Origin of the sequence: Hymenobacter sp. BT491 (assembly GCF_014349165.1) — a bacterium.
Lineage (GTDB): Bacteria > Bacteroidota > Bacteroidia > Cytophagales > Hymenobacteraceae > Hymenobacter > Hymenobacter jejuensis.
Map to the genome: position 1 here is coordinate 38,927 of NZ_JACSJJ010000002.1, position 15,597 is coordinate 54,523.

Annotated in this window: 14 protein-coding genes; 3 read left to right on the top strand and 11 right to left on the bottom strand. The window is 56.5% G+C overall.

Annotated elements, in window-relative coordinates; all coding sequences use genetic code 11:
• Nucleotides 1-12: 12 nt before the first annotated feature.
• From H9I52_RS06060 to H9I52_RS06085, 6 genes are all read right to left on the bottom strand, one after another.
• A complete protein-coding gene (locus H9I52_RS06060) occupies nucleotides 13-759 on the bottom strand; it encodes a queuosine precursor transporter (RefSeq protein WP_187453134.1) in 747 nt (248 codons plus the stop codon).
• Between the two features lie 22 nt (nucleotides 760-781).
• The gene (locus H9I52_RS06065) at nucleotides 782-1,702 is read right to left on the bottom strand and encodes a ribonuclease Z (RefSeq protein WP_139516448.1); all 921 of its coding nucleotides are present in this window, start codon (nucleotides 1,700-1,702) and stop codon (nucleotides 782-784) included.
• A 134-nt stretch (nucleotides 1,703-1,836) separates the two neighbouring features.
• Nucleotides 1,837-2,211 (bottom strand): STAS domain-containing protein, encoded by a 375-nt coding sequence (locus tag H9I52_RS06070; protein WP_139516449.1) that lies wholly within the window; start codon nucleotides 2,209-2,211, stop codon nucleotides 1,837-1,839.
• Between the two features lie 105 nt (nucleotides 2,212-2,316).
• Complete coding sequence (locus tag H9I52_RS06075) at nucleotides 2,317-3,141, bottom strand: DUF4198 domain-containing protein (RefSeq protein WP_187453135.1); 825 nt, start codon at nucleotides 3,139-3,141, stop codon at nucleotides 2,317-2,319.
• Nucleotides 3,142-3,419: 278 nt separating this feature from the next.
• Nucleotides 3,420-5,258: a glycosyltransferase gene (locus H9I52_RS06080; protein WP_316248004.1), complete on the bottom strand. Its 1,839-nt coding sequence runs from the start codon at nucleotides 5,256-5,258 to the stop codon at nucleotides 3,420-3,422.
• A 186-nt stretch (nucleotides 5,259-5,444) separates the two neighbouring features.
• A complete protein-coding gene (locus H9I52_RS06085) occupies nucleotides 5,445-7,262 on the bottom strand; it encodes an alpha-amylase family glycosyl hydrolase (RefSeq protein WP_262385976.1) in 1,818 nt (605 codons plus the stop codon).
• Between the two features lie 171 nt (nucleotides 7,263-7,433).
• On the opposite strand from H9I52_RS06085, the gene H9I52_RS06090 reads away from it, so the two are divergent.
• Complete coding sequence (locus H9I52_RS06090) at nucleotides 7,434-8,153, top strand: hypothetical protein (RefSeq protein ID WP_187453136.1); 720 nt, start codon at nucleotides 7,434-7,436, stop codon at nucleotides 8,151-8,153.
• A gap of 395 nt (nucleotides 8,154-8,548) precedes the next feature.
• Nucleotides 8,549-8,950, top strand: a complete 402-nt coding sequence (locus tag H9I52_RS06095) for a DUF6960 family protein (protein WP_187453137.1) — start codon at nucleotides 8,549-8,551, stop codon at nucleotides 8,948-8,950.
• Between the two features lie 76 nt (nucleotides 8,951-9,026).
• On the opposite strand, the gene H9I52_RS06100 is transcribed toward H9I52_RS06095, so the two are convergent.
• The 5 genes from H9I52_RS06100 to H9I52_RS06120 form a co-directional block, all read right to left on the bottom strand.
• On the bottom strand, nucleotides 9,027-10,274 hold the full coding sequence (locus tag H9I52_RS06100) for an ATP-binding protein (RefSeq protein WP_187453138.1): 1,248 nt from the start codon (nucleotides 10,272-10,274) through the stop codon (nucleotides 9,027-9,029).
• Nucleotides 10,275-10,282: 8 nt separating this feature from the next.
• Nucleotides 10,283-10,732, bottom strand: coding sequence for a response regulator (locus H9I52_RS06105; RefSeq protein ID WP_187453139.1), 450 nt, complete (start codon nucleotides 10,730-10,732; stop codon nucleotides 10,283-10,285).
• A gap of 2 nt (nucleotides 10,733-10,734) precedes the next feature.
• A complete protein-coding gene (locus H9I52_RS06110) occupies nucleotides 10,735-13,050 on the bottom strand; it encodes an ATP-binding protein (RefSeq protein WP_187453140.1) in 2,316 nt (771 codons plus the stop codon).
• On the bottom strand, nucleotides 13,032-13,595 hold the full coding sequence (locus tag H9I52_RS06115; protein WP_187453141.1) for a biliverdin-producing heme oxygenase: 564 nt from the start codon (nucleotides 13,593-13,595) through the stop codon (nucleotides 13,032-13,034). Before H9I52_RS06115 ends, H9I52_RS06110 begins: the two co-directional genes overlap by 19 nt.
• A 294-nt stretch (nucleotides 13,596-13,889) precedes the next feature.
• Entirely contained in the window at nucleotides 13,890-15,236 is a 1,347-nt protein-coding gene (locus tag H9I52_RS06120; protein WP_187453142.1) for a YfcC family protein, read from the bottom strand.
• Between the two features lie 110 nt (nucleotides 15,237-15,346).
• Here H9I52_RS06120 and H9I52_RS06125 point away from each other — a divergent pair, with 110 nt between their 5' ends.
• The gene (locus tag H9I52_RS06125; RefSeq protein WP_187453143.1) at nucleotides 15,347-15,589 is read left to right on the top strand and encodes a hypothetical protein; all 243 of its coding nucleotides are present in this window, start codon (nucleotides 15,347-15,349) and stop codon (nucleotides 15,587-15,589) included.
• Nucleotides 15,590-15,597 lie beyond the last annotated feature (8 nt).

Here is a 15,597-nt window from a genome sequence, read left to right on the forward strand (position 1 = left end):
AGCGAAGCTTCCCTAGACCGACACATCGGCCGCCGCTTCTTGCTGTAGCTCGGTGGTTTCCTCTTGGCCCAGATACCGATCAATCAGGAAATGAGCGAGGTAGAGCACCGGCGTCAGCAGAATAGCCGCTGCGAATTTATACCAGTAATTGGTGTTCGCCACGCTGAGTACTTGCTCGAAAGTCCAGTTGCCGAACAGGTAAAAGGCCACGAACAGCACTACAAAGCTGTCGACTAACTGTGAGATGAGCGTGGAACCCGTGGCGCGCAGCCAAATCAGGCGGCTGCCCGTTACGCGCCGAAGTGCCTGGAAAACAGTCGCGTCCAGTACCTGGCCGACCATAAAAGCCACCACCGACCCGATGATGATACCCAATCCCTGCCGGAAAATGCTCTGGTAAGCAAAATCAATGTTGAATGGCCGTCCGTCGTGGTCAGTTTTGTTGACGTCGAGCCAGAATGCAGCGGGTGGTAGCTTGGTCGTGGCCAGAATTACCAAGAAAGAATACAGGATAAGGCCCACCGTGAGGAAGCTTACACGCAGTACGCCTTCGCGCCCGAAATACTCGTTGATGATGTCGGTGGTGATGAACACTACGGGCCAGATCAGCACGCCCGCCGTGAGGTTGCCGGGCAGCCCCAGCAGCGCATCCACGGAAAATATCTTGACTCCGATGATCTCGGCCAGCAGGGCATTGACTACGAAAATCCCACTCAGAATGAGGTAGAGCTGCTGTTTTTTGTGGGCGAAGGTTTTCAAGGGGGTCGGCTGGGCAGTGAGTTTATTCGGGCACGCTTATCGTTTTGCCTTCCGTTGCTAGCTCTACAGGCTCAAATATCACCTGCGCTTCGCGCAACAGTGGGTCGAGGTCGCGGTAGCGGGAGGAAAAATGGCCGATTAACAAGTGGTGGGCCTGCGCTTTGCGTGCCAGCAGAGCCGCCTGGCGCGCGGTAGAGTGGTGCGTGGTCAGGGCACGCTCGCGCATGTCGTCGAGAAAGGTTGCTTCGTGGTAGAGCAGATCGACGTTCTGAATCAGCTCGGCCAAGCTTTCCGTGTACAGCGTATCGGCGCAGAAAGCGTAGCTGCGGGAGTGGCTGGGCGGCGACGTAACGTCAGAATTTTGCACGAGCACTTGCCCGGTGGTTTCGTCAAGTGCATCCTCGCCGAGGGTTAATTGGTGGAGCTGCTTGGGCGTGAGGCCCACCGGCAAGCGATCTTTTACCAAATGCCGCCGCTTGGGTTTCTCTCGGAACAGATATCCGCAGCACGGTATGCGATGCCGCATTGGTAATGTATTGACAGTCAGATATTTATCTTCATATATCTGTTCATGCGACTCGCTGTTGACGGGCGTAAAGTTCAGCTCAAACGAAAGCTGCGTATTGGAGTAGCGAAACTGCGTGGTCAGGATATCGTCGAGGCCGACCGGGCCGAATAACTGTAGGGCGTCGGTGCGGCCCTGCAAGTGCATGGTCGAAATCAACCCGAAAAGGCCGAAGAAATGGTCGCCGTGCAGGTGCGAAATAAAAATAGTACTTATCCGTTGGTGGCGCACTTTGTGCTCGATCAGGCGTTCCTGGGTGCCTTCGCCGCAGTCGATCAAGTACAAGTGGTTGCCCACGGTCAGGACTTGGGCCGTGTGGTGGCGGTTGAGAAATGGCGTTGCCGACGCACTGCCCAGGATTCTTAGCTCAAACTCCAATGGTCGTAAGTCTGTTGCGGGGTGGAAGCCGTCAGAAGAAGAAGAAGGCCGAAAAGGGGTAAAAAAAATTGGTTGCCTAGCGTCAGTTCGATCAAACTGACAACTGACAACCAACAACTTACACCTAAACTACTTTATTCCTTGCTGGTAAGATCGCGCTCGATGGCGTGCAGGAATATGCGGTCAATACCTTCTTCAACCGTGGGCAGGATATGCAACACCGACTCAAGCTTGGAAATGGTGATTAGCTTCATAACGTGGTCTTGCAAACCGGTTAGCACCAACAGGCCGCCGGTAGAATTGCACAGGCGGTTGGCGATCAGAATAGAGCTGAGCCCCGACGAATCGGTGTACTTAACGTTGGACAAATCCAGAATTAAGTTGTTGATACCCTCGGCGTTGAGCTTCACGAATTCAGACTTCAGATCGGGCGCGACGGTGGTGTCGAGCTTCTTCTCGTCAATCGTGATAATCGTGTAGGTTTCCTTTTTATCAATCGTGTACTTCATACCGTCGGTGGTTGCGGTTGTCTAAGAGAATTGCGAAGGTAGGAAAAAAAATGTTCGTTCAAGACACCCTCCCAGGGCCTTAAAACTAGGTTAAAATGATCCGTTTTAATTTGCCGAATGGCCAGAAAATCCAAAAGTAAGCGTGGACCAGGTGCTCTGCCAATCGGCCGCTTTCTGGTCGGTGGCAGGCACCATTTGCACAGCGCTCACCATATAATTGCCAGGCATCTGAAGACGAAACAACACTCGGCCTTTTTGGTTGGAGTGTAACCGAAAAATTTGTGTCGGTTTGTCGGGCGAGCGCTGCCAAACCTGCACCAGCGTGTTGGGCAAAGGCTGGCCGTTGGCGAGGAGCAACACGGTAAGAGCCGCCCCAGGCTTGAGCGCATAAGGGTTCTGCTCAGGTACCAGTTCCAATGGCAGCCCTGCCCGCCAAGCGAACGTGCCAACCGTATCGAGGCTGCTCGGGCCTACTTGCAGCAGCGTTTTGCTACAACGCCGATAGATTTCGCGGCCTGGTTTATCAAGTGACTTTTGTTTCTGCCTGATAGCCAATACGTTATCAAAACCGTCTTCCTTCAGGTAGGTATTGAATTCGGTGGCACTCATCGTGATTGAGGCATTGTTGGTCGCTAGCGCAACCATGTGCACGCCCGGCTGCACAAACTCCACGTTGGTGCGCAGCGAATCGTCTTGGGTAGCCAAGGCCGTGAGGTCGAGCGTATCGTTGGGGGCATAGTGCACTAGGCTAGTTATGCGGTTGCTTTTGCCAGGCCACCGATGGCCCTCAAATTTCTCGCCCACGAGTACGCGCAGGTTCGCGACGGTGCCCGCTGCTATAAAAAAGCGGGGCGGCTGAAGCCAGAACTCATGCGCTGTGGCGGCAAGCGTGGCACCACAGCCTGCCAATACTAACACTGTCTTTCTCAAATGAACGCGTATCGGGTAACAGATGCTATCGGTACTATCAAGGATATGTAAAGGACAACCCGCGATGGTTAAGAATGCATGAAGGACAACAATCGCTGTGGTTGAGCTTCAAGAATCCGTATTTGACGAAGCAAAATCAGTACAACAAGCGGGTGTGTAATTTTCTCTACAATCCAGCCAAGGCGCCACATTCCCGCGCCGTATTACAATTAGACTCTAAGCGCTAGACATACCGAGAAGATACATCTAGCACTTAGGGTTAAGTCATTGATAATTAATTATATGCGCTCTAGAGCCAGTGCGTAGGCTCGGTCGTAATGGACGCGTAGGTTTTTCCAGTCGAAGAGGTCGGCGGAGCTTTCTACCTTGTTGCGTTGCGTGATGCGCTCACGACGGTTTTGCAGCACAAAGTCCCAGAGCATGTTGGTGAGCTCTTCGGCGGCTTCATCAAAGGATTTTTCTTGGCGCTGCACCACAAAAATGCCTTTGTCTTCGTGTTCGGGCACGGTTTGCATGACGTAGTCGCCGAAACCCGATAAGTCGCTGGTGATGGCGGGTACGCCGCGGGCCACGCACTCGAGCGGCGTGTAGCCCCAAGGCTCGTAGTAGCTTGGGAAAATGCCCAAGTGGCAACCGCGCACAAACTGCCCGTATTCCATGCCAAATAGCGGCGACGAAGGCGACACAAAATCCGGATGGTACACGATCTTGACGCGGTCGTGCTGGTTGTTGACCATGTTGGCCCGCCGCAGGAAGTTCAGAATGTCGTCGTTCTGGTCGTCGTAGAGGTTATGGGTGATGACCGGCGGCAGAATGTGCGTTTTCCAGCTTTGCAGCGTGCGGCGGTAGCGAAGTTTCCAGTAGTCGTCAACCATGCTCGACAGGTCGGGCAGGCGGTGCTCCGAACTGGCGGCGGCGGCATAAAACAGCCGTTCGCCCACTTGGCGCTCAATGGCTTCGCAGGTTTCGCGGACTTCGTCGAGCACGGCGCGGTTTTGCAGTACGCCAGGGTTGATGCTGGAAAACGGCCGTTTTGTGATGAAAAACATCACCACTTGGCCATCCACGTTGTTCTGCTGAATTCGGTAATTGAGGCGGGCAAGTGCTTCCAGCGTCAGGTCGAAGCCTTTGTTATGGTATTCGTAGCGGCCCGAGGTGAACATGTACAGCGTGTTGTCCAGGTCGAAGGAATACGTCTGGAAAAAGTGCGCCATCACGAATTCGTGAATCTTCGACTTGTACTGCTGGTGCAGGTTCTGGAACTCGTGCAGGGCCACAAAGCGCTCAATGTTAAGGCCATTGGGCAACACCGCGTCCGGAATACGATCGAGTAGGTAAATGCATTCGCGCACCGTCAGCTCGCTCACGGTTGTGAATACGTGCGAGCCATGTGCCGCCGCCCGCTCAATGCGCACGGCCGTTTCGATGTTGAAATGCTGGGCTTCCGGTAGCCAGCTCACCTGCATGAGATGGTCGTAGAAGTTGGGGTCGTTCATGGCCAGGTAGCGGCCCAGCAGCGTGGCGTGCGTTGTAAATACCAAGTGCGCGGGCACCTGGTCGCGGCGCAGCTCCGGAATGGCCACGCCGGTCATCCACTCGTGGAAGTGCGCCACTACCCGTTGGGGCGGAACTACTTCACCCGTAAGGGTTTGGATAAATATCTTGGCCAAATGCCCAAAAGCCTCCACCTGATGCAGCAGATCGTCGCCTTCGGGCGTCGGGATGCCGTGGTTATGCCACAGATCCGATTTGATGTTGTTCAGGCGGTCATACACCTGAAAGGGATTGATGAGCACCACCCGCGGGCGGCCAGTCACGAGCCACACGCCCAGCTGCACATCATACCCATACGAGCGCATCTTGCGCACGGCGCCCGCAAACGGGTCGTTGAGGGTCGAAAGCTGGTGCTCATCGTAGGGCTCGAACTCGCCTTGGGCCTGGTGCGGAAAGTAGGGCCCTAGCAGGCAGTACCGATCGTCCCAGCCCTGCACGGTGGCCGGAACCTTCGAGCGAATGACGGTATAGATGCCACCTACTTGGTTGCAGACTTCCCAGGCTACTTCAACAAGCAGCGCGTCGGGGGCAATGGGCTCAGGGGCGGGAACGGGTAGTTGCACAGCGGAAGGGTTTTGGTGGGAAGGGATGAGTTAACCGCAGAGAATGCAGATTACGCAGATTATTCGTTGTAAACACTTACTTGGGTTCGCACTTTGAAAAAATAAAGCCCCGCCATCACTCAAGATGGCGGGGCTTTTAAATTTTAGAGGCACAGCGTTGCCTTGCCCAAAGGCAAAAAAGCTGCGTTAGCCCTGCGAAATAATCAGGACGGAATAAGGGGCCAGCCCGAAGCTTCCGTGCCAAGCCATGCCGTCGTATTCGCCTTCTTCGGCCTCGGCGCCGAAGCTTTCGAAGTTGCCGAAGCCTTCGTCGTAGCCCTGCCAGTCGCTGTTGAAGCGTACGTGCCACTGGCCTTCGGCTGGTAGCCCAACGGTATAGGCTTCGTGGGTGCGATCGGCAAAATTGGCCAGCACGATGGTTGTATCGTTGGGGCCGCCGTCGCCGTCGGCCCAGCGCCGGAAGGCGATTGTTTTATCCTCGTCGTTGATGTGAAACACTTCCGTATGCTGGCCGGTGAGGCCGTTGGTAGTGCCATGTAGGTTGCGACGCAGCCGGATAAGGTCGCGGTACAGGTTGACCAATCCTGCCAGCTCGGTCGCGCGATGCCACTGAACCGGCTGATCATCAGAGAAATACCCTTCGGCCAGAAATTCCTGGCCCTGAAAAATCATCGGTACACCAGGGGAAGTAAATACCAGCGCTGCACCCAGCGTTGCCCGCTTTTTAGGGTACCAATGCGCGGCTTCGCCGGGCATGATTTCTTCGGGCACCCGGCTTTTGCCGTTGGCCACTTCGTCGTGCGATTCGGTGTAGATCACCCGCTGAAAAGCGTCGCCATTGTAGCTGGTACCAATCGCGCCCGCCACAGCCGAAAGGTTGCGGTCGTCGTCGGACTGGGTGATGAGCGCGTCGCGCACGATGTTGACGAAAGCCGCATCCCACTGAGCAGCAAAGCCTTGGCCATCTTGTTCAGCGGAACGCGTGATGTATTCGTTGCCCTGCAAATCCTCGGCGATCGTGATTTTCCAAGGCATGTGCGCATGAATCTCCTCGTTGATCCAGCGCATCAGGCTCCAGCCGTCGGGCAGGTCAGTTTCGGGGTTGTCGGAGCCGTGCACGTTACGGACGTGCGAAATTGAGTCGAGGCGCAGCCCATCGACTCGAAATTCTTCCAGCCACATCAGGGCGTTGTCGCGGATGTAGCGGCGCACGGCTTCGCGGCCGTAATCGGGGCGGTTGTGGCCCCAAGGCGTTTCGGCGCGCCAGTCGTTGTAGAAATAAATGCCGCCGCCGTCGTTTTCGCTCCAGCCATCAAACTGCCACAAATCGAGGTCGCCGGGGCCAAAGTGGTTGTACACCACATCCAGAATAACGGCAATGCCGTGGCGATGCGCTTGTTTAATGAGCTCTTTAAAGCCTTGAGGACCACCATAATCCGTTTCGAGGGCAAACGGATGCGAGGGATTGTAACCCCACGAGCGACCGCCCGGAAACTCGGTGGCGGGCATTACCTCAATGGCATTGATGCCTAACTCCTGCAAATACGGCAGCTTCTCGATGACGTCGTAGAACGTGCCGGGTTCGTCGGGCGATTTGGGATTGAACGTGCCAACGTGTAACTCATAGATTACCAAGGTGTTCCAGGCGGGCATCTCGAAGTGGTCATCCTCCCAGTCGTAGGCCGGATCGAAGACGATGGAGTTGCCCGCCGAGTTGGTGACTGCGCGGGCGTAAGGGTCGTTGCGCTTGAGCACCTGCTTGCCGTTGCGGATCCAGAATTTGTACTCGGCACCGGGCTGGGCGGCGGCTACATCGGCGGCCCAATAGCCATTGCCTTCCGCCTTAAGCGGGTGCGTTTTGGCGTTCCAGTCGTTGAATGTGCCAATAACCGATACGGCTTTGGCGTGGGGGGCCCACACGCGAAACGTGGTGCCACTGGCATGCGGAATTGCGCCCATGCCGGCTTGCAGCGTAGGAGCAGAGAGGGTAGTAGGTGTGGGCATGTGCGTAAGGTCAGAGCTGCCCTGAAACTGGGCAGTGCTAGCCCTCTAACTGATTAGGGTACAGTTAGGTTGTGTTCCTTCCTTGAAACCTCTGGTACTGAACAGCCTAGATCATAAGGGTGTACGGCCGCAAGCATTGCACCCCATTTAAAATTTGCCGTTTTTGAGGTCATGAATCATGCTAGCAGCGCCTCTAACGGCCCCACTACTCTTTATCATCGCAGCCACGGTGTGCGCCAGCAGAAAAAGGCCCTCGGGCACCTGGCGCCGGCCTTGGTACTGATTTACAGTGCCGGGCAAGCGATCAAAGAGCACGAACCCCTTACGTTTCTGACAGGACTGGAATTTGGAATAGGAGTGCTGTATATAGTGCTGCTAGTGCGCGAAATCAGGCACCTGCGCCACAATCCTCACCACCGGGAACGAATAGCCTGGTTGGAGATCGCATCGGCTGGAATTCTGGGCCTCGAAGGGTACCACATCTGGCATCGGCACCACGAGTTGGCGCTTCAGACGGGCGTAAACAAGTTTCATGTGCTGCCTTGGATCTACTTTGCACTGGCCGGGGTGTACGTGCTGATGGCGTTCAAAATGTCGCAACTGGATGCGCGCCGCTACCTGCATCTGCACAACCATGGCTTTGCGTTGCGCCTCAAGCCGTTTGGCCGGCACTTTCGGTATACATGGCAGGATGTGGTTGATGTTGAGCCCGTTGGCGACACCGATATGCTGGTGCATACCACCGACGGCCGGCACCAACGCATTTCTTTTGCCGCTATGCACAATGGAGCCGCGCACCGCGACCAATTGCTGGCTCATGCTCATGCTACCGGCGCACTTCCCACGGGCAGCCTCCCAACCCCTCAAACGCCAGAAGCCGAGTTGTTGTGAAGCCGCGGCCTCACTCCAAGCTGTTGGCCCACAGCATGCGTAGGCTCTGGTAAGCACCAGTTTTCTCGCGTTAGGTTACTGCAGTTTGGGTAAGCCTACATACCGAGTGACTTTTTTTCGCTTCGGGTTCGGAAGTTGCCTTTATGACACAAAGCGCGTTAAACAAGTCTTGATCTTGGATTATTGAACGATGAATGCCAGGGGAGTGGTTACCGAGATAAAGACGGAATTTGCTCTGTAAAAAAGCCAGTTACATTACTAGATGTTGGGTTAAAAACATCGACTGATACCCAAACAGCGGCTATTACGAAGAAAAATATCGGCTTTTGAGCGCTGCTTTCGGCTAACATATCGCCGATGAGCGCGTTATTTTGTCGTTCACCTTACCGATCACCGTGCCCCGACCCAAACCTGTCCGTTACGGCCTGTACCCCTGGACGCCGGCTTATGGCTTGCGCTACATTCACCCCGCCAACCGCCGCACATTCGAGTGGCTCGAACCGCTGGGCAAAGTATTTGAGAAAATCGACGAAACCGAAGACTGGATTTTGCTGCGCTACGACGAACAGCAATTCAAAGTAAGCGGCGAACTCTTCACCGAACTGCACCAAAAGCCACCCTTCAGCTTCGGTGATCTGGTGGAAGAAGTGGAGCCGGAGCCCGGCCGTCCGGCCCATCGAGGGCTGATTTCAGACGTCTTCTGGAATGAAAGCAGCGACCGCGCCACCTACCAAATTGTAGAGAAAAAGCGGAAAGTAAAACGCGTGTTTGAAGCGGAGGAATTACGCAACGCTTAAGAAGTAGTTTTTTGCAAATGCTTGACTGTCAATTATTTATATGTAAGGCGAAATTGCCCTTGGCCAGCCTTCCGGTCTAAAAAAATACCCGAAACGTAGTACCGCAGTCGAGCTGGCTTTCCACTTCGATGCGGCCACCTTGGGCCTGTACCAATCGGTTCACCAGAAAAAGACCTACTCCTGTGCCTTCTTCGGCGTGGGGGTGAAAGCGGCGAAACAGCTGAAACAGCTCCGAGCCATGCCGTTCCAGGTCGATGCCGAGTCCGTTATCAGCCACTTCGAGCACCGGCTGGTCGGCTAGTTGATTGCTGCGCACCCGCACCAGGGCCGGGCGGTCGGGGTGACGGTATTTGAGCGCGTTAGCTACCAAATTGAGCACGATGGTGCGCAGGTTGCTGCGCACATACAGCAGTTCGGGCAAGGCACTAAAATCCGTTTGAACGTCGGCTTGCGTGGTCTGCAATTGGGGGCGCAAGGTCTGCAGCACGTCGGCGGTGAGATCTGCTAGGCCTACGGGTTCGGCTTTTTGCTCGCCGGGTTGGCGGGCTACCTGCACTACGGCTGCCAGATCAGTGATGGTAGCCGTGAGGTCGCGCAGTGAATCGTCGACGAAGCGCAGCATCTGGGCCGCTTCGGGGTCGTGAAAAGTGGCCGTGCGGCGCAATTCATCAAACAAACCGTGCAGGTTGTGCACCGGTTGGCGCAGGTCGTGCGAGGCGGCGTACACGAAGTTGTCTAGGTCAATATTGGTGCGGGCCAGCTGTTGGTTGGTGGCCGCCAGCTCTTGGTTGCGCGCCCGAATGGCTTCGTTGGCGATGGTGAGCTGGGCGTTTTTTTCCTGTATCTGCTGGCGCGTTTCGGTGAGCTCTTCCAGCGATTCGCGCAGTTGCTGGTTTACGGCTTGCAGTTGCCCGTGGTAGCGCGTGACGTATTGCCGCCACTCGTTTTTCTCGATGGCGTGCATCACGGTTTTGCGGAGCAGTTCGCGGTCAAACTGCTGCTTCACCAAGTAGTCCAGGGCGCCTTCGTTGAGGGCGCGTACGGCTAGGGTTTCGCTGCCACCACCCGTAATCATGACCACGCACAAAGCATCCGGGGGCGCCAGCCGTTTCAGGTCGCCCAGCAGCGTAAGGCCGTCGGTGTCGAGTAAGTTGTGGTCCAGCAGGACACAATCGGGCTTTTGGGCCGCAAACAAGGTAAGGCCTTCTTTCCCCGACGAGGCTTCATGAATCTCGATTCGCTCGTGCCCGACTTGCCTGCCCAGAAACCGCTTGTACAGCATGCGGTCCTGCTCATTGTCGTCAATGAGTAATATCTTTTTCACGCCAGCAGCTACGAGTTCGAAAAGGGTAGCTCCGAAGTGCCCAGCCAATAGCTGATCAGCAACCGGGTTTTCTCTTCCAAAACGGAGTATTCAATGGGCTTGGTCAGGTAGCTATTGGCCCCCAAGCGGTAGCAATCTTCGATGTCCCGCACGTTGGTCGAGGTACTGAAGATGATCACCGGAATCGACTGTAAATAAGGGTCTTGCTTGAGTACGCCGAGCACGGTGCGGCCGTCAGTGCCGGGCATGTTGAGGTCGAGCAGCACAAAAGCCGGCAGCATCTGGGGCCAGCCGGCGCGCTTGCCGTAGCCTTGTAGATATTCCAGCGCCTGATCGCCGTCTTCACAGCGCAGTACCGGATTGGGGAGCGCATGCTTGCGGAAGGCACGACCCAGGGCCGTAAAATCCTCCGCGCTGTCCTCCACCACCAAGATGGGCTTGAGAGATAAGGCTGTCACTTTTATAGGTGTTTGGAGAGGGAGAAATAAAATGTAGCGCCGTTGCCGGGCGTCGATTCGACCCAAAGCTCGCCTTCGTGGCGCTCCACCATTTTCTTAGCAATTGCTAGGCCAGCGCCCGTGCCGCCGCCGTATTTGTCTTGGGTGTGCAGGCGCTTGAAGATCTTGAAAATGGTTTCGTGGTGCTTGGGGTCGATGCCGATGCCGTTGTCTTGTACGTAGAATACGTAAAAATCTTCTGGGCGGCCCGTGCCCCGGGGGCCGAGCGCGCCATTTGATGCTAAGCCAACGGTTACGGTTCTTTCGGGCTTATCGTTGTAACGCATGGCGTTGGTGACCAAATTGTTGAACACCTCCCGGATGCGCACCCGGTCGCAGCGGATGGTAGGCAGGGTTCCGGTCACGGTTACGGTCGTTTGCGTTTGCTCAAAGCGCGGTTGCAGCATGTCCAGTACCTCTTCCACCACTTCGTTGACATTGGTTTCGACCACTTGCAACTCCTGCCGGCCGACCCGCGAAAGCTGCAACAGCGACTCGATAAGAGCCTCCATGCGCTGGCTCAACCGCACCAACGTCTGAAGCTTGCTTACCCCGTCGGCATCGAGTTGGTCGGCGTAGTCTTCTAGCAGAAAGATAGAGTAGTTGTGAATGCCGCGCAACGGCTCCTTCAGGTCGTGGGAGGCGACATAGGCAAAGGAATCCAGCTCGTCGTTGCTGCGCGAAAGCTCGGTGTTCAGGCGGCTCAGGCTAGCGGCGCGGGCTTGCAACTCGTTGAAAATCTTGAGTCTGACGTCGGAAAGGTGCAGGCGAATCTCTTGGGCGGCCTCAATTTCCATGGGTTTCCAGGGGGCCGACGTGCTGTCAACCAGCTGCTTCCAGGCCTCAAACGACTGCCGGGGCGATAAGTGCAGCTGGCTGTCTTGCAGGACCTCGGCTTTCTGGGTTTTGCCCGCCCACGTCACCGTCTGGATTTGCTCGGGCCGAAACCAGATGATGTAGTCGTTGGAATCCTGAGAAAGCGAAATGGCCAACACGCCGCTGCTCACGCCCCTTATGGCAAGGCCCGCCGGGTTGTGCCGCACGTACGAGTCGGTGTAAAATACATCCAGCTTTACGTTTTCCCGCAACCACGCCGTCAGCTCCTCAATCTGCGTTTTGGTAGGTGTAGTGCCCAGAGTAATGATCTCATTTTCAAAGCAAATGGCCGCGCCACCACACTCCATTACGTCCAGCAAAGTGGGCGAGCGCCGGTAGAGGCCTTCGATGAAGTTGGGCTGGCGGCTCACCATCTCAAACAGCCGGACCTGCGTTTCGCGGATGTGAAGCTGATAAGCGTAATCGTCGTGCTGCTGCTTGGTTTTGAGCAGGGCCGAGAAGGTTTTGCCAATAAACAGGCACAGCTCCCGCAGCTCGTAGCTCACCAGCCGGGGCGTCAGGTGGTGGCAGGTCATCATGCCCCAGAGCTTGCCATCCACGATCACCGAAATGGTCATGGTGGCCGCCACGCCCATGTTGCGCAGGTATTCTAAGTGAATGGGCGATACGCTGCGCAGCACGGCATACGTCATGTCTGGCGGCCGGTTGGATACTGGGTTCAAGACCGGTACCAGCGGCGCCGGCACATACGAAACGTCCGGAATGAAGCGCAACCAGTTTTTGAGATACATGGCCCGGGCCTGCTGCGGAATGTCGGTGGCCGGGTAATGCAACCCCATAAATGGGTCTAAATCAGCGCGTTTGGCTTCGGCCACTACTTCGCCGCTGGCATCTTCCGCAAAACGGTACATCACCACCCGGTCGAAGCCCGTAATTTCCCGAATCTGGTCGACGGCAAACTGGCAGAACTCCGGCACCGATGTTGCGCCGAGCATCTGGCCCAACGCCACGTTAAGCGAAGGCAGGTCGAACACGCTGGCGCTGTTTTCCTCGACGGGCTCAAACTCCAGCCACAGCAACTGGTCGTAGCGGTGCAGGATGATTTTGTAGAACGGCTGGCCCGGCACCAAGTCGAGGCGGGCGCCTTGCAGCTTGGTTACCTCAGTCAGCGAGTCGCACAACCGCTCGATTTCCGCGATCTGAGCTGGGTTTAGCAGCCGGTCGAGGCCCGCTCCGATGAGCTCCTGCGCGGGCATCCCGATCAGGGCCTGAGTATTCTGGCTGGCGTGGACGATCCGTTTGGTCTCTTCATGCAGGCACAGTAAAAACCCATACGGCTGCACCGAACCCGGAATATGAATAGGCTCCCGGTCGCAATTAGTAAGCGTGACGGGAGCGTTGAGCAAGCTCTCGTCGGAGTAAATTACGGTTGATCGATCCACGCGTGTAGTTTTTGAAACGTCAGGATGGCGGACTGCACGATTTCCGCTTGATTGGCCTCGTTGGCGGCTTCCGTCAGGAGTTGGCAGAAGCTCTTCCACATCGGGCCGGTGCGTTCGCCATAGCCTGTAAAATACGTGCGGGTGGCGATGCCTGCTTTGGCCAATTGGCGCGTGATCACCTGGCCGCCCAAAGTCGAGCCTTCCAGCACGTACATCGCGCCCAGCACCTGCGGCCACGTGCGCAGGGGGGGCATATCGGGGCACAGCGGCAGCTCAGAAGTCGGCTGCAAATCCTCCAGAATCAGGTGTGCCCGTCGGCGGTGTTCCACTTCCCAAGCCGCCGGGAAAGTATGCAAGGAAAGCTGCGCCTCGTAGGGCTGCAAAAAGCCGTACAGTTTTGCCAGAAAACGCCGCGTAGCTTCCGCTGAAATATGCCCGGCAGTGAGCGCTTGGTTGAATTCGTTTTGCTCCAGAGCGTCGTGCGAAGCGTGGGTTTCGCTGCGCAGGCGCTGCAGAATACTGGTGTTTTCGAGGGTAATCGACATGCAAAAAGGAAAGCGGTACTCCGGGAAAAGATAGCAAGTAACAGGGAACGACCGGCAAGTACAAATCTTTCGCCCACCGAGCGAGGTAACCGTTGGGCAACTCAATAAGTGCAACGACAAAGGTTTTTGTCGCTGCTGAATCGATGGCAGGCAACGCCTTTTGGTACGGCCTGCAAGCGTATTCGAGGTGCTTGTCCTGACACGTGCCCGATGCTCCTGCTCTGGATGACGGACGCGATCTGAATATGTAATTATCTTATAATCAAATACTTATAACATTATGCGAATTCATTTTTATTGCAGCCCTATGGCAATGCCCACCATCACGGCAACTGCGCCCAGTGCCAGCAGTGCCAGGTACAGCGGCAACACAAACTTCCACCATTGGTCGAAGCGCACCCCGCAGGCGGCCACGATGGCCATGAGGGCGCCGTTGGTGGGCGTGACCAGCTCGCAAAGGCCGGCGCCGTATTGGTAGGCCAGAATCGTGACTTGGCGGGGGAGCCCAAGCAGGTCGGAGAGGGGCGTAAGAATGGGCATGGTCAGCACGGCCTGGCCGCTCACGCTGGGCACGGGCAAGTGCAGCGCGGTGTGCACGCCCATCATGCCCAAGGCCGACAAAGCCACGGGCAAATGCGCCAACGGGGCCGACATGCCGCTGACGATGGTATCCACGATGTGGCCCTGGTCCAAGACCACAAAAATCGCGCGGGCAAACCCGATCAGCATGGCCGAAAACGCCATATCGCGAAAGCCGGTCACGAAGCCTTCAGCCGTTCCGTTTAGGCCCAAGCCCCCGATGAGGCCCGCCAGCACGCCTAGCACAAAAAACAAAGCGCCCATCTGCTCAAAATCCCAGCCCAGCTTCAGGATGCCGTACGTGAACAGCGCAAAAGTCAGCAGCAACAGCAGCAGAACCAACCCATGCCGGGCGGTGGCATTTGTAGCAATCACCTCATTGTCAAATACTTCTGGTGCAACGCGGTGGCGGGCGGCGTAGCGCATCGTGCCGCCAATCCAGAGCACCAAGGCAGCAGCTAGAAAAACCAGTCGGAATCCGGCGCCCGAAAACACCGGCACTTGGGCCAGCTTCTGCGCGATAACCACCTGAAACGGGTTCATCGGACTAAACGCCGCGCCCACGGCTGCCGCACCCAGGCTCACCGCGGCCGCGGTGAGCACTGGGTAGCCCAGCCGCCGCATCAGCACCAGCAGTACGGGCACCAGCGGAATAATCTCTTCCTGCATGTTTTCCAAGGCACCCATCGTGGCAAAAAGCAGCGAGATAATCGGGATCACCCACTTTTCGTGGCCTTCAAATTGGCCCACCAACCAATCGACGCCGCGGCGCAAGGCCCCGGTCTGGTCGACTACCGTGAAGGCCCCCCCGGCCAGAAAAATCAGAAAGATCACCGAAGCCGCGTCGGCCATCCCCTTCGGAATATCGACCAGTGCCTGCAACGGGCTCACGGGCGTGGCCGCTACGTGGTGGTAGGAGCCGGGCACCACTACTTCGCGGCCCGTAGCGGCATCGGGGCGGCGCTCAAACACGCCCGCCGGCAACACATAGCTCAGCACAGTAGCGAGCAGAATAAAGCCAACAAGCAGCACAAGGGGGTGCGGAAAGCGAAACGGGATCATGCGGGGCAGGAACTGAGGCAGAACAGGGAGGCCAAAAATACGCTTCTGCCGCAGCCCAGCACTACCATCGGGAACCCGGCCGACTTATATTCGGGTTTTGGTCGGGTTCTATGCGGCTAACGGTTTTCAAAAAGCTCAACATGCGCCAGCAGGCCAGCTGCCTGTGCCAGCAAGGCCACTTCCTGGCCGAGCGGAAGCAAGACAGCTTCCGGTTGCAGCTTTATGCCCTCGGCGATTTCTACGCCGAGATCTGGCGCGTGCACGACCAAGAGCACATCCTTTTCATTCACCTCTTCCAACACCCAGCCGGACTAGTACCTTATTTAGAAAAAATTACACTGCCAGAAGTATGATTTATTAC

What these genes read in the sequence shown, in the direction of transcription:
- H9I52_RS06120 (WP_187453142.1), bottom strand. Translation starts at nt 15,236, where the DNA reads ATGATCCCGTTTCGCTTTCCGCACCCCCTTGTGCTGCTTGTTGGCTTT.
- H9I52_RS06070 (WP_139516449.1), bottom strand. Translation starts at nt 2,211, where the DNA reads ATGAAGTACACGATTGATAAAAAGGAAACCTACACGATTATCACGATT.
- H9I52_RS06085 (WP_262385976.1), bottom strand. Translation starts at nt 7,262, where the DNA reads ATGCCCACACCTACTACCCTCTCTGCTCCTACGCTGCAAGCCGGCATG.
- H9I52_RS06125 (WP_187453143.1), top strand. Translation starts at nt 15,347, where the DNA reads ATGCGGCTAACGGTTTTCAAAAAGCTCAACATGCGCCAGCAGGCCAGC.
- H9I52_RS06090 (WP_187453136.1), top strand. Translation starts at nt 7,434, where the DNA reads ATGAATCATGCTAGCAGCGCCTCTAACGGCCCCACTACTCTTTATCAT.
- H9I52_RS06115 (WP_187453141.1), bottom strand. Translation starts at nt 13,595, where the DNA reads ATGTCGATTACCCTCGAAAACACCAGTATTCTGCAGCGCCTGCGCAGC.